11 protein-coding genes and 1 pseudogene are annotated in these 13,939 nt (G+C 69.1%); 3 read left to right on the top strand and 9 right to left on the bottom strand.

Annotated features, from left to right (window positions below; all coding sequences use genetic code 11):
• Window positions 1–257 precede the first annotated feature (257 nt).
• The 4 genes and pseudogenes from AOZ13_RS06780 to AOZ13_RS15685 form a co-directional block, all read right to left on the bottom strand.
• Window positions 258–1,166 (bottom strand): AEC family transporter, encoded by a 909-nt coding sequence (locus AOZ13_RS06780; RefSeq protein WP_020222535.1) that lies wholly within the window; start codon window positions 1,164–1,166, stop codon window positions 258–260.
• A 362-nt stretch (window positions 1,167–1,528) separates the two neighbouring features.
• The gene (locus tag AOZ13_RS06775; protein WP_020222534.1) at window positions 1,529–2,734 is read right to left on the bottom strand and encodes an ABC transporter substrate-binding protein; all 1,206 of its coding nucleotides are present in this window, start codon (window positions 2,732–2,734) and stop codon (window positions 1,529–1,531) included.
• Window positions 2,735–2,797: 63 nt separating this feature from the next.
• Entirely contained in the window at window positions 2,798–3,433 is a 636-nt protein-coding gene (locus AOZ13_RS06770; RefSeq protein ID WP_021780160.1) for an FAD-dependent oxidoreductase, read from the bottom strand.
• Window positions 3,434–3,482: 49 nt separating this feature from the next.
• Window positions 3,483–4,462: pseudogene (locus AOZ13_RS15685) on the bottom strand (DMT family transporter).
• 145 nt (window positions 4,463–4,607) lie between these two features.
• On the opposite strand from AOZ13_RS15685, the gene AOZ13_RS06760 reads away from it, so the two are divergent.
• Together AOZ13_RS06760 and AOZ13_RS06755 are read left to right on the top strand one after the other, a co-directional pair.
• A complete protein-coding gene (locus tag AOZ13_RS06760) occupies window positions 4,608–5,396 on the top strand; it encodes a helix-turn-helix transcriptional regulator (protein WP_020222017.1) in 789 nt (262 codons plus the stop codon).
• A 72-nt stretch (window positions 5,397–5,468) separates the two neighbouring features.
• On the top strand, window positions 5,469–7,352 hold the full coding sequence (locus tag AOZ13_RS06755) for a sensor histidine kinase (RefSeq protein ID WP_148286741.1): 1,884 nt from the start codon (window positions 5,469–5,471) through the stop codon (window positions 7,350–7,352).
• 20 nt (window positions 7,353–7,372) lie between these two features.
• On the opposite strand, the gene AOZ13_RS06750 is transcribed toward AOZ13_RS06755, so the two are convergent.
• The 4 genes from AOZ13_RS06750 to AOZ13_RS06735 form a co-directional block, all read right to left on the bottom strand.
• Complete coding sequence (locus AOZ13_RS06750; protein ID WP_020222015.1) at window positions 7,373–7,810, bottom strand: plastocyanin/azurin family copper-binding protein; 438 nt, start codon at window positions 7,808–7,810, stop codon at window positions 7,373–7,375.
• Between the two features lie 126 nt (window positions 7,811–7,936).
• Window positions 7,937–9,112 carry a glutathione-independent formaldehyde dehydrogenase gene (locus tag AOZ13_RS06745; RefSeq protein WP_021780158.1) on the bottom strand — a complete coding sequence of 392 codons (1,176 nt, stop codon included), beginning with the start codon at window positions 9,110–9,112 and terminating at the stop codon, window positions 7,937–7,939.
• A gap of 109 nt (window positions 9,113–9,221) precedes the next feature.
• Entirely contained in the window at window positions 9,222–10,133 is a 912-nt protein-coding gene (locus AOZ13_RS06740) for a DMT family transporter (RefSeq protein ID WP_021780157.1), read from the bottom strand.
• 382 nt (window positions 10,134–10,515) lie between these two features.
• On the bottom strand, window positions 10,516–10,971 hold the full coding sequence (locus tag AOZ13_RS06735) for a universal stress protein (RefSeq protein ID WP_020222306.1): 456 nt from the start codon (window positions 10,969–10,971) through the stop codon (window positions 10,516–10,518).
• A gap of 88 nt (window positions 10,972–11,059) precedes the next feature.
• Between AOZ13_RS06735 and hemE the strand changes: the two genes are divergently transcribed.
• Window positions 11,060–12,064, top strand: a complete 1,005-nt coding sequence (gene hemE, locus AOZ13_RS06730; RefSeq protein WP_021780156.1) for a uroporphyrinogen decarboxylase — start codon at window positions 11,060–11,062, stop codon at window positions 12,062–12,064.
• A gap of 4 nt (window positions 12,065–12,068) precedes the next feature.
• Here hemE and AOZ13_RS06725 read toward each other — a convergent pair whose 3' ends face one another.
• Window positions 12,069–13,871: a multicopper oxidase domain-containing protein gene (locus AOZ13_RS06725; RefSeq protein ID WP_020222303.1), complete on the bottom strand. Its 1,803-nt coding sequence runs from the start codon at window positions 13,869–13,871 to the stop codon at window positions 12,069–12,071.
• Window positions 13,872–13,939: the final 68 nt, after the last annotated feature.

Genomic DNA, 13,939 nt, shown 5'->3' with positions numbered 1-13,939 from the left:
CTTCAATCCGACTAGGGTTCGTCTGTAACTCGCGGGCGATGTGGCGCGACCTCCCGGAGGACGCCCTTCAATCCGACTAGGGTTCGTCTGTAACGCGAGGTCGCCGACCTCGTCAAGGACCCATGTCATCCTTCAATCCGACTAGGGTTCGTCTGTAACGGTGCCCGGTTCAGGGCACACAGCGCGTCGTACCGGGGCGTGACACAAAGTGTTTCCGTCGACCTGCGATGTCCCTCGGACCCCCGGGGGGTCGACGGCTAGGGGATGAACTGGAGGAGGGCGAAGACGGCGCCGAGGGAGATGACGGTGGTGACGAAGACGTTCGCGGAGGCGAGGCGGGTGTCGCCGCCGAGTTGCGTGGCGTAGATGAACGTGGAGATGGCGGTGGGCATGGCGAGCATGACGACGCCGGTGCGGACGGTGATGGGATTGCTTCCGAGGAGCGTGAAGCCGGCGAGCGCGAGCAGGGGCATGCAGACGACTTTGAGCGCGACGACGGTGCCGACGGTGGGAACGTCCACGCCTTCGGGGTCGAGGACGAGCGACGCCGCGACGGAGAGGAGCGCGGCGGGGAGCGCGAGTTCCGACAGCCATCCGAGCGCGGTTTCGGCGACGTTGGGGACGGGGATTCCGACGGCGGCGAAGACCAGCCCGAGGACGAGCACGGCGAGGACTGGATTTCGGACGATACCGGCGAGTTCGTCGCGGAGGGATGCCTCGGCGTCGTTGATCGACGTCAACACGAGGATGGTCAGCGGGATCTGGACGAGCGAGCCGACGCCGAGGAGGATGCTCGCCTTCGCGGTGGCGCCGGGGCCGAGCGTCATCGCGACGATGGGCAGTCCGAGGAAGCCGAAGTTGCTGTGGTAGGACTGGACGACTGCGACGCTTCGCACCGGCGCCGCGTCGATGCGGCGGTGGACGAGCCAGCCGATGGCGGCGACGGCGAGCACGACGAGGACGAACACGGCGAGCATTCCCGGCGAGAAGACCGCGGCGAGGTCGGTGGTCGCCGTCGAGTCGAAGACGAGCGCGGGGAGCGCGAGGTAGTACGCGAATCGGGTGAGGTAGTCCGTCCGCTCGGGCGTGAGCACGCCGATCCGGCGCGCGACGAGCCCGCCACCGAGAAGCCCGAACATGTAGAGGAGGTTCGACGCGAGACTCATACGGGCGAATCGCGTGGGGGGCGTTTGCCGTTTTCGCTCCCGGGTGCCCGGGCTGAGAAATCGCCGTTCGGACCGCGATACGGCGTTCGGGTCGGAGAGCAGGCGTTCGGGTCGGAGAGCAGGCGTCCGGTTTGGAAACTGTGGGTCTGGGGCAGCGATCGCCGAACCGACGGACGCGGAGGGTCCGTTTCGTCTGTTCTCGCTGAGAGGAGGAGACGCGGAATCGGAGGCGGCCGACGATGGGGTTCTCAGGTGGGGAATCCGCAGGATACGTCGGGGGAGCCGCGACGGCGAACACGGCGGGAGTCCGTTTCGTCTGTTTCCGCACCGGAGGAGCCTCGCGGGGCCGAAAGCGCCGGTCGTCAGTTTCCAGCGACGATGTCGGCGACGCGCCCGCGGTCGAAGAGATGTTCGTCCGCCGGGATGTCCGGATAGGGCTGGCCGTCCGTGTAGCCCGGCCACTCGCCGAAGACGTCGGGGTAGAGCTGTTTGGCGGTCATCTCCAACTGGAAGAGGTTCATCAGTGGGCCTTGATAGCGCATTCCCTGCGCGTAGACGCGGTCGTTCTGCACGGCGGAGAGCGTCTTCCCGACGGAGTTCGAGCGGAGGCGCTCGCGGACGCTCTCCATGTCGTAGCGCGAGGTCATCCCCCAGAGGTGGAGGATGACGTCGGGGTCTGCGTCGGCCATCGTCTCGTATCCGACCGATCCCCAGAGACCGTCCCACTGCTGATCGCCGAAGGCGTCGATCGCGGCGAGCGGGCGGGTGTCGGCGAGCCAGAAGCCGGGGTGGTTGATGTGGTACGTCCAGAACTGGCCGTCGCCGAGGGTGACGCGAACGGCGGTCGGCCGCTCCTCTTTCGGCGGGAGGTTCGATGTGAGGCGATCGATGAGGTCCGCGTGGACGGCGTTCAGCCGCTCGTAGCGCTCGCGCTCCCGGAAGACGTCCGCGACGTGCCCGAAGAGTTCCCAGAGCGTGTAGTATCGGTAGTCGTCGGCGTAGGGTTCCGGGGGTTCGTTGTGCGTGCCGCTGTAGAAGTTGCCGAAGAACGGTGCGATGTTCTCGACGACGTCGTCGACGTCGCTTCGTCCCCAGTTCTTCTGCGTCGTCGCCCACGCCGGGCCGAGGAGGTGGACGTCGCTGTCGAGCTTGTAGAAGAACTCCTTCGTGAAGTTGTCGTACGGGTTCGGGAGACCGTGCCAGTCGAAGGACACCCCGTCGAGGTGTTCGTAGTAGTAGTTCATCGTCGTCCCGGACATCTCGGGGACGAACAGCGAGTTGACGGCGTCGCCGTGTCCGAGCGCGACGAGCATGTCCGCGTACTGCGGGTACATCACGAAGGCGTTCTCGGGGACGCTGTCGAAGGCGACGTCGCCGACGGGCGAGATGCTCGCGGTGTACGTCCCGCCATCGCTCTCCTTCGTCGTACTCGTCGACGTCGCGCTCGACGCCTCGTTCGTCGTTCCGTCGTTTCCACCGCCCGTACAGCCGGCGAGGAGGGCGCTGCCGACGGTCCCCGCCCCGGCGAGGTACGCGCGTCGCGTTCTCCGCGGTGTTCCGTCCGCCATGGTTTAGGTATGCCTAAATGGACGGATATGGGTTTCGGATCGAGCGTATCGAACGGGCGAGAGTCAGGCCGGCCCGAAGCTCTCGATGGCGGCCTCGGCGGGATCGCGGTCGGCGTCTTCGAGGAGCGCCTTCACGTCCTCGACGAAGTCGTCGAAGCCGAAGACGTAGACGGCGGGCGTGGGGACGGTGGGGTGGTCGGCGTCGAGTTCGTCGAGAGCGTCGACGACGGCGACCGTTGCGCCCGCGTCGCGGAGCGCGTCGAGTCGGGCGCGGTGGGGTGGGTTTTCGCCGCGGTAGACGACGGTCGCGTCGTGGCCCGCCTCGACGGCGCGCTCCGCGACGCCGACCGCGGGACCGATGCCGGGACCGGCGGCGTAGACGGCGACGTCGCCCTCGCCCCGGTACTCGACGTTCCCGAGCGGGCCCTCGATCTCGACTACGTCGCCGACGTCGCGGGCGGCGAGCCACGTCCCGAGCGACTCCTCGGGGGACTCCCCCTCGGGTGAGCCGACGGTGATCTCGAAGGTCTCGGCGGCGTCCGGCGAGGAGATCGTGTAGTAGCCGGCGTCGCCGTCGCCGGGGCGGCGCACGAGGACGAACTGGCCGGGCGCGGCGTCGAACGACGCGGGCGCGTCGAGTTCGATGGCGACCGTCTGCGGGCCGACGTCCGCGACGGCGGCGACCGTGAGCGTTGGCATGACTCGAAGGTAGAGCGGAACGAGGGATAAACGACGCGTCTCGGACGATTTAGTCCGACTCGAAGCCCGCGGGCTGATCGTCACCGAGCGCCCGAGAACTCCCCTCGCGACGGTCGCGAACGAGCGCGCGGAGCGTCTCCACGTCCACCGACTCGCTCCCGAGGACGGCGAAGCCGGCGAAGACGACGAGGAAGCCGGCGACGGTGAGCGCCGTCACCGATTCGCCGAGGAGCGCCCACCCGCCGACCGTCGCGACGACGGGGACGAGGTAGAAGACGAGGTTCGCCGTGATGGCGCCCGTCTCGTCGAGCAGGCCGAAGTAGGCGATGTACGCGACGGCGCCGGCGAGGACGCCGACGTAGCCGAGCGCGAGGAGGGCGTTCGGCGTCCACGCGACGGCCGCGATCCGCTCCCCGCTCGCGAGGCTGAGACCGTGACAGAGCAGTGCGGCGATCGGGAGCGCCCACGCGGTGCGCGCCGTGCTGCTGAGGCGCCGCTACTCCGGCGGATGAGGACCGCGCCGAGCGCGCCGGCGACGGCCCCGCCGAAGAGGATGGCCTTCCCGACGGCGCCGCCGAGGAGGCCGGCGACCGAGGGGTCGATGACGAGGACGACGCCGGCGAGACCGACGACGAGACCGATCGCCCCGCGGCGCGAGAGGCGTTCGTCGGCGAGGAGGACGCCGGCGAAGACGGGCGTCAGGATCGGGTTGAGGCTGAAGACGATGGAGGCGACGGCGCCGCTCGCGTACTGTTCGCCGACGTAGATGAGTGCGTTCGCGAGGCCGATGGAGAGGACGCCGGTCGCGAGGATGCTGGCGACGTCGCCGCGGGTCCGCGGCAGGAGGTCTTCTCCGGTGTGCGTGGCGAGGACGTACGCGCCGAGGGCGACGGCCGCGACGTCGAAGCGGAGGGAGACGAACAGGAGGGGCGGGAAGAAGGAAAGCCCCTCCTTCGCGGCGACGAAGTTCCCCCCGAAGAGGAGGCTCGCGGCGGCGAACGCGACGAGGGTGCGCTTTGAACGGCTCATACACGAACGGAGGGGACGAACGCGTATAGATTCGGCCAGCAAATCTTGTGCGGCGGGAAACGCCCGCGCGGCGCACGCGGATTTCACATCGTGAAATCATTTCACGATGCGAAATCGATTTGGGTCGTCCGCCGCAAGGGCGTGTATGGAGCCCCTGCTGGCGGAAGTCGAGTTCCTCGCGCGCTCGGGGAACCGCGTCGACGTGCTGCGGCGTCTCGCCGAGGAGCGCCAGACGCGGACCGAACTCGCCGCGGCGACGGGCGCCTCGCAGGCGACGCTCGGTCGCATCCTCACGGACTTTCAGGAGCGCGCGTGGGTCGAGCGCGACGGGAGCGAGTACGTCGCCACCGCGACCGGCCGCCTCGTCGCCAGCGGTCTCGGCGACCTCCTCGACGCCCTCGCGACCGAGCGTCAACTCCGCGACGTCGTCGACTACCTCCCGGCGGACGCCATGACGTTCGACCTCGGGCACCTCGCTGACGCCACGGTGACGTTCCCGAGCGAGACGCGTCCGGACGCGCCCATCAAGCGCGTCGTCGATCTCATCGGCGACGCCGGGACCGTGACGGTCTTCTCGCACGCGTTCAACCACCAGAGCCTCGCGGCCGTTCACGAGCGCGTCCGCGACGACGAAGCGACGTTTCGCGGCGTGTTCTCCGAGGGCGCCATCGACGCGCTCGCGGACGACGACCCGCTTCGCGAACGCCTCGCGGCGCTCCTGAACCACGACGCGGCCGGGGTCCGCGTGCGCGAGGACGTCCCGCTCGCCGTCACGGCGGCCGACGAACGCGTCCACCTCATGCTCCGCGACGAGACGGGCGTCCTGCGCGCGTCGCTCGATACCGACGACGACGCGGTGCGCTCGTGGGCCGCGGAGACCTTCGAGCGCTACTGGCGGAGCGCCGCCCCGCTCGATCCGACGGGGCTTCCCTGAACGCCGGTCGGCGAACGCGACCGGCACCGTCGCCCGGCAGGCTTTTGTCCGAGTATCGAGATGGTCAGTTCAATGAGACCTACCCCGGGGGAGGGCGCGGTGGAGGCCACGTCCTTCCGGCGGCGGGTCGCCCTCCTCGCCGTCGCGCTCCTCGGCGTTCTCCTTCTCGCTCCGCCGATCCTCGACATCTGGCAGGACTGGACGCAACCGCCGTTCAAGCCGCTCTGGTCGACCCTCCTCGAGAACATCACCAGTCTCGTGCTCCCCGGCGTGCTCGTCCTCGGAAGCGTCTGGCTCGCCCGGCGCGACTGGAAGGACCGGTACGTCTACGGCGCCGCGGAGTGGGCGATCGCCATCGTCGTCGGCCACGCCGTCGTCCTCGGGTGGATCCTCTTCCAGCAGGCGTACGTCCAAGGCGACCTCAAGCCGTACTTCATCGCGATGGACGGCATCGTGTTGAGCGCGGACGTCGCGCTCGGCGTCGGCGTCTACAACGCGCGGAGCCGGCGGAACCGCGATCGCCTCGAACGGGAGCGCGATCGGCTCTCCGCGCTCTACGAGAACAGCACCGATCCGATCGCGACCGTCCGGTTCGACGGCGACGCGATCGTCGAGGCCGCGAACGGCGCGTTCCGCGAGCGCTTCGGCGAGGGCGTCGCGGACGTCCTCGCGGACGCGCCGCGCGAGATGACGGCCGACACCGTCCGCGAGTCGGGGGTCGACGGGACGCTCGAGTACGAGTGGGACGCGGGCGACGACCGGGACTACCGCGTCAGCGTGACGCCGATCGACGCTGACGACGACGCCGACGAAGACGTCCGCGTCCACGTCCGCGTCGCCGATATCACGGATCAGACAGAACTCGTCCGCGAGGCCGAGGCCAGAGAGCGCCTCGAACACCTCCACCGCGTCGCCTCCGATCTCGCCAGCGTCGACACCGCCGACTCCGCGTACGAGCGGGCGCTCAACGCCCTTCGTTCCACGATCGCGTTCGACGAGGCGTGCGTCGTCGTCGATGGCGACACCGTCGCCGGGCGCGGCGCCGAGACGACGCTCGATCGCACCGGCATCGAGCGCGTCCAGACGGGCGCCGTCCCCTCCGACGGCGGTGCGATCACGCGCACCGTCGACGGCGGCGAGACGGTGCTCACCGTCCCGGTCGGCGACGACGCCGTCCTGCAGGCCGGCGTCACCGAGTCGTCGCTGCGCGACTCGCAGGTCACCGCCGCCGAACTCCTCGGCACGCACCTCCGCGAGACGCGACAGCGCCTCGATCGCGAGGACCGCCTGCGCGACCAGCGCGAGCGCCTCGAACTCCTCAATCGGACGTTCCGCCACGACCTGATGAACGACGCGAACGTCATCGACGCCCGCGCGTCGCTCCTCGGGGAACACGTCGATGAGACGGGCGCCGAGTACCTCGCGACGGTGCAAGAGCGCGCCGGCGAGATGGGCGAGCGCATCGAGACGATGCGCTCGCTGATGAAGGCCGTCGAGGGCGAGGATCACGACCTCACGCCGATGCCGGCCGCGACGGCGATGAAGGCGCAGGTCGACGACGCCCGCGGGACGTATCGGGGCGCGGCCTTCGAGGTCGAGGCCCCGCTCCCCGACGTCGACGTCCTCGCGGACGACCTGCTCGCGGACGTCTTCCAGAACCTCCTCGCGAACGCCGTCGAGCACAACACCGCCGACGCCCCGCACGTCCGGATCTCCGCCGAGCGCGACGGCGAGGACCTCCTCGTCACGGTCGCGGACAACGGCTCCGGCGTCGATCCCGACCGACGCGACGCCGTCTTCGACCTCGGCGAGAAGGGCGAGGCGAGCGGCGGGACCGGGATCGGGCTCAACATCTGCAAGCGGATCGTCGACTCCTACGGCGGCGACATCACGATCACGGAGGCCGACGACCTCGGCGGCGCGGCCTTCACCGTCCGCCTGCCGATCGTCGAGTGACTTGGGTTCGGTCCCGCTCGTCAGGGAGACTCGGTCGACGATCCCGATGATTCGGAGACGACGATGTCGCCGACCATGCCGAGGTTGACGTGCGGCTCGCAGACGAAGTGGTATCTCCCGGGGACGGTGAACGTGTGGTCGTACGTGTGGTCCCTCCCCTCGATCTTCGGCTCGCCCTCCCAGTTCGCGTCGTCCGGCTGTTTCTTCGGGACGATGTTGTGGTTCGCGGTCTTCCAGACGAAGTGGACGGTCGTCCCGGCGTCGATCGTGAGGGGCTCGTCGGTTCCCGGTCGGAAGGCGTAGTCGACGAGGTTGCACTGGACGGTGTCCGCCGGGAGTGACGACGACGCGTTCGAACCACTGCCGCTATCGTCGCCGCCACCGCCGTTACCGCCACAGCCGGCGAGCGCGGACGTGGCGAGCGCGCCGGCGCTCGCGAGATAAGTTCGCCGCTCCATGCTCACTCATACCAGTAGGACCACCGAAAAGCGTGCCGATGCACGGCGGTTTCGCGCCGCCGCCACCCGATTCACGAGGAGACGCGTGATCTCCCCTCACCGACACCGTTCTCCCGACCGCCCGCTTCAGGGTTTGAGGAGGACCTTGAGGACGTCCTCGTCGCGGTTGTCGAAGCGCTCGTAGAGGTCGGGGGCCTCGTCGAGACCCGTCTCGTGGGTGACGACGAAACTGGGGTCGGCGACGTCCTCGGCGATGAGATCGCGGAGGTAGCGGTTGTACTTCTTGACGTCGCACTGGCCGGTGCCGAGCTTCTGGCCCTTCTCGAAGAGATCGCCGAAGTCGATGCCGAGGCGGCCCTGTGCGGCCATCTCGTTCTGCGCGCCGGGATCGGAGGGGACGTAGAGTCCGACGATTCCCAACTGTCCCTTCGGCTTCACGACGTCGACGAGTTGATTGAGGACGACCGCGGGGTTCTCGCGGGCGGCGTCGTAGGCGTCGCTCCCGACGTCCGTCTCCGGGTCGAGGGCCTGATAGCCCACGGCGTCAACGCCCTTGTCGACCTCGTCGCCGTAATCGGCGAGGATCTGCTCGACGGGATCGCCCTCCTCGAAGTTGATCGGGACGGCGCCCGAGTGCTCGGCCGCGAGGTCGAGGCGCGACTCGACGCGATCGACGATGTAGATCTTGGAGGCGCCCTTGATCTTGGCGCTGTACGCGGCCATCTGACCGACGGGGCCGGCGCCGAAGACGGCGACCGATTCGCCGGGCTGGAGGTCGGCGAGTTCGGTGCCGTGCCAGCCGGTCGGGAAGATGTCGGCGAGGAGCGCGAAGCTCGCCTCGTACTCGTCCTCGGGTTCGCCGGGGAGCTTGAGGGCGTTGAAGTCCGCGTAGGGGATGCGGAGCTTCTCGGCCTGCCCGCCCTGATAGGGACCCATGCCGACGTAGCCGTACGCGCCGCCCGCGGGGACGCCACCGGAGGGGTTGACGTTCGTGCAGAAGCCGGTCTTGCCCTCCTCGCAGTTCTTGCAGTGCCCGCAGGCGACGTTGAACGGGAGGACGACGCGGTCGCCGACTTCGAGGTCGCTGACCCCCTCGCCCACTTCCTCGATGACGCCCATGTTCTCGTGCCCGAAGACGATGCCCGGCTCGGCGTCCGTGCGCCCCTCGTACATGTGCAGGTCGGATCCGCAGATGCACGTCGTCGTGATGTCGAGGATCGCGTCGTTCGGGTTCTCGATCGTCGGCTCCTCCACCTCGTCCACTTCGACGTGGTGCTCTCCGTGATAGACAACTCCTTTCATGGTACGCACTACGATTATAGAACGTCACAGTAGAAATAGATGCGCCCTGACGGCGGGAAACGCCCCCTTCCGGCACGCGGCGGAGGGAAGCGATCGCCGCCCGGCGTCGTCACCAGACGACGAGCGCCGCGCCGGCCACGATACCGAGTGTCCCGACGGCGACGCGGGCCGTGATGCGCTCGGTCTCCAAGAGGTACGCCGCGAAGCCGACCGTGAACAGGGGGACGGTCGCGACCAGCGGGTCGACGACGACGACGCGGCCCGCGGGAGCGGCGAGCGCGCCGAACACGGCGATCATTCCGACGGCGAAGCAGATCCCGCTCCCGACGAGCGGCGCCGCGCTCTCGCGGGGCGGCGCGAACGCGTCTCGGCCGTAGCGGACGCCGAGGACGACCGCGAGCACGCACAGGCCGGCGAGTTCGTTCGTCGCCGCGGCGGCCAGTACGTCCACGCCGCCGACGTGGAGACCCGTCCGGCGGAGCGTGCGACTCGCCGCGTACGCCGCCGCGGCGACGATTGGGTAGGCGAGGTCGCGGCGCCGCCACCCGCCGCGCTCCCCGCCGCCGTGCGTTCGGGCGCGTTCGAGGACGACGAGTCCGGCGACGAGGACGCAGACGCCGACGGCGTGCATGGGTGTCACGGACTCGCTCAGCGCGACGACGCCGAGGGCGGTCGCGAACACCGGTCTGACGCTGAGCGTCGCGCTGTAGACGCTCGCGCCGAGGCGATCTAACCCGACGAGTCCGATCAGCCGACCGATTCCCGTCCCGAGCGCGCCCGTGAGAGCGAACAGCGCGAGGACGCGGGGGTCGGCGTCGAGGAGCACGCCGGGGATCGCGACGCCGCGGACGAGCGCGAACGCCGTCCAGACGACCGCGGTGTCGGCGGCGAGCGCGACGAGGACCGCCTGCCGCGGTCGCGCCCCGGCGTTCAGCGCGCGCTTCACGAGGACCGGACCCGCCCCCCAGAGCACGGCCGCGCACACGACGAGCGCGTAGACGGACGTCGACGAGAGCGCCACGTCGGAACCGAGATCCGGCGCGCTGAAAGGCCCTCTGAAACGAGCGCAGACAATAATACTGAATGGTATGTCTGATCAGCAGTCTCAGACAGTATTACTACGCAGTCGGTCGATCGAGTTCAGGCCCGTTTGAGGTAACTCGGCTCGAACGGCGGACACGGTGGGGCCGCGACGGCGTCGTCGCGACAGACCGCGTCGCTCTCGCATTCGCGCGGGAGTGGCGCGCAGGAGCCGCGTGCGCGAGTGAAAGGCGCGCGAGTGAGCGTGGGCGAGAAGTACGCGAGTGAGCGTGGGCGAGAAGTACGCGGGCGAGAAGTACGCGGGCGAGAAGTGCGCGAGTGAGAAGTACGCGAGTGAGACGTGCGGTGAGGTGTGACGCCCCCTACCCCTCGGCTTCGGCCTCGGTCTTCACGACGATGGCCGGGCGCGCCGTCAGCCGGAGCACGCGATCGGTGACGCTGCCGAGGAGCGCGCGGTACTCGGCCGGCCGGTGCTGCGTCCCGAGGACGACGAGGTCGGCGTCCGCCTCGTCCGCGTAGTCGACGATCGTCTTCGCGGGATCGCCGTGACGGAGTTCGCCGCGGACGTCGACGCCCGTGGCGCTGGCCGCCTCGCGCACCGCCTCGATGGCCTCCTCGCCCGACTCTTCGAGACCGTGCTCCGGTCCCTCGGCCTCATCGACGTACTCGTCGCCGCTGTACGCCGAGTAGACGTCCTCGTCGACGACGTAGAGGACGTGCAGGTCGGCGTCGTGGGTCTCCGCGAGTTCGATCGCGTGGGACGCGGCGTTCTCGGACGCGATGGTACCGTCGGTCGCGAGCAGGATGTCGTCGTACATGCATCTCGCCCTTTCGCGCGGATCGCCGTAACTCCGGGGGCCGATGCGGGAACAACAGAGTTACCTGCCGCGTCTCGTTCACTCCGGTATGGAGAAGCTTCTCGTGCGGGCGGTTCGGGGCGAGCGCGTCGAGCGCCCGCCGGTCTGGCTGATGCGACAGGCGGGACGGCACATCCCCGAGTACCGCGAGATCCGCGAGGAGTACAGTTTCTTGGAGGCCATCAAGACCCCCGAGGTGGCGGAACGCATCACCCTCCTCCCGTGGGAGCGCTACCGGCCCGACGGCGTCGTGATGTTCTCGGACATCCTCACCGTCCTCGAACCGCTGGGCTTCGACTACCGCATCGAGAGCGGCGTCGGTCCCGTGATCGCCGACCCCATCACGGGACCCGCGGACGTGCCCGACGAATACGCGTCCGTCGCCGACGAACTCGACTACGTCGGCGCGCTCTTGGAGCGCCTCGATGGCTCGGTCGGCGACGAGACGTCCCTCATCGGCTTCGCCGGCGGTCCGTTCACCCTCGCCTCGTACATCGTCGCCGGCGGGTCGTCGCGTCACGACGAGATTCGGCAGTTCCGCGCGCGCCACCCCGAGGCCTTCCGCGCGCTCCTCGACGTCATCGCGGACGCCGTCCTCGACTCGCTCCAGTACCAGATCGACAACGGCGCGGACGTCGTTCAACTGTTCGACACCTACGCGGGCGAACTCCCGCCCGCGGACTACCGCGAGTTCCTCCAGCCGCTCCACCGCCGGATCTGCGCGGGCGTCGACGCGCCCGTCATCCTCTTCGTGCGCAACATGGCGGGCCGTCTCGACGCGCTCGCCGACGCCGACCCGGACGCCGTCAGCCTCGACTGGACGGTCGACATCGCCGACGCGCGGGACGAACTCGGCGACGTCGCGGTGCAGGGGAACCTCGACCCGCAGTACCTCTTCGGCGACGAGTCGTTCGTCCGGCGGGAGACGGAGAAGGTCATCGAGACCGCGGGCCCGCGCGGGCACGTGCTCAACCTCGGGCACGGCGTCCACGCGGAGACCCCGGTGGAGAACGTCCGGACGTTCGTCGAAACCGCGAAGAACTGGGAGTACTAGGGCCCTAGTCCTGGTGGTAGTTCTCGGGATCGACCTCCATCGGGCGGATCATCTCGTGGTTCGAGTGCTCGAGCATGTGGCAGTGCCAGACGTAGAGACCGGTGATATCGCGGAAGAGACCGTCGTACTCGCCGAAGTGGGCGACGACGCTCGTGACCTCGCCGGGGGCGGCGGTGACGGTGTCCGACCATCCCTGCTCCTGATCGCGCGGCCCGCGGACGTGCGAGGTCGGCTGGATCATCCCCGAGTTGTTGAACTGGCCGATGTCGAAGCCCTGCCGGCCGAGCACTTGGAACTGGACGAGGTGCAGGTGGATCGGGTGGGCGGCGTCCGTGACGTTGACGAGGTGCCAGACCTCGGTCGTCCCGACGGTCGGGCGCTCCGTCGTCTCGTCGTCGTAGCGCAGGCCGTCGAGCAGGAGGAGGACGCGCCCCGCGTCGTCCGTCGTCTCGTTGAGGGTCAGCACGCGCTCCTGAACGGCGTCGTCCTCGGTCAGCTCGGGGACGGGCTTCGAGCCGGTCTCGGAGGTCGCGTCGCCGAGGCGCGGGAGCGGCCCGAAGCGGTTCGGGACCGAGCTCTCGTCCTCGACCTCGGTGTCCTGCACGTCGAAGCGCATCACGTCGGAGAGGGGCACCTGATTCTCGCGGGCGGGGTTGCCGCCGCGGTAGGGCGTGGAGGCGTCGTTGTGGAGGAGGAGGCTCTCGCCGGCGTAGTCGGAGAAGTCGACGACCCACTGGCCGCGCTGGGCGGGACCGAGGAGGAGGCGTTCGTCGAGGGTCACGGGTTCGTTCAGGTAGCCGCCGTCGTTGGCGACCTGCACGAAGTCGGGTCCGTCCTCGCCGGTGAGTTCGCCCGTCTCCTCGTCGTACCCCTTGAGCGCGAGCTGGTAGAAGCGGGCGTTCGCGGCGTTGAGGACGCGGAAGCGGTACTTGCGGGGCTCGACCTCCATGCGCGGCCACGCGGTGCCGTTGACGGTGGAGACGTCGCCGAAGAACATCTCGACGATGCTCGGTTCGATGCCGCCGAGCGTCGGTCCCGGGTAGTACGCGGAGCCGTCCGCGTTGAACGTGCGATCCTGAAGGACGAGGGGCACCTCGTAGTCGCCCGACGGGAGCTTCTCGGTGCCGCCGACGTCACCGCGGATGACGTACATGCCCGCGAGGCCGGCGTGGACGTTCAGCCGGTTCGCGCCGAGCGCGTGGTCGTGGTACCAGAGCGTCGTCGCCGGCTGGTGGTTCTCGTACTGGTAGGTGTCGCCCGCGTAGTACGCGCCCGTGTCGTCGCCCGACGGCGAGTACCACGCCTCGGGGTGGCCGTCGTCGATGGAGTCGACGTTGCTCCCGTGGACGTGGACGACGTTGCGGACCTCGGGTTCGCCCTGCTGGGCGGGGAGCGAGGTGTCGACGGGGAAGATGTGCTCGCTCGGGAGCTCGTCGTTCGACCAGTGGACGGAGATCGGCTGGCCGCGCTGGACGTCGAAGGTCGGTCCCGGGAACTGCCCGTTGTACCCCCAGATGGTCGTGTCGGGGAGGTCGGGGTGGAAGGAGTGTTTCGCCTCCTGCATCGACACTTCGTAGTGGTCCCGACCGTCCTTCGTCCCGGCCGGCTCGATCGTGTCGGGGACGGTGAGGTCGGCGACGAACTTCTCCAGATCCGGCGAGGTCACGTCGGGATCGTGTGCGACGGTCGGCGTCGAGAGCGCCGCGGCCGCGTTCTTCGTCGAGTAGCCGCCGAGCACGCCTGCGGCGGCGAGTGCGCTGGTACCCTTGAGGAACGTCCGACGGGACGACCCATCTTGATCGGTCATCGCCCCATTCTTTTTAGGATACCCTAAAAACGTTGTCGATGTTTAGGTCGACCTGAACCCGACCGCGC

Origin of the sequence: Halarchaeum acidiphilum MH1-52-1, assembly GCF_000474235.1 — an archaeon.
GTDB lineage: Archaea > Halobacteriota > Halobacteria > Halobacteriales > Halobacteriaceae > Halarchaeum > Halarchaeum acidiphilum.
This window is presented reverse-complemented; position numbering and strand designations above follow the sequence as displayed.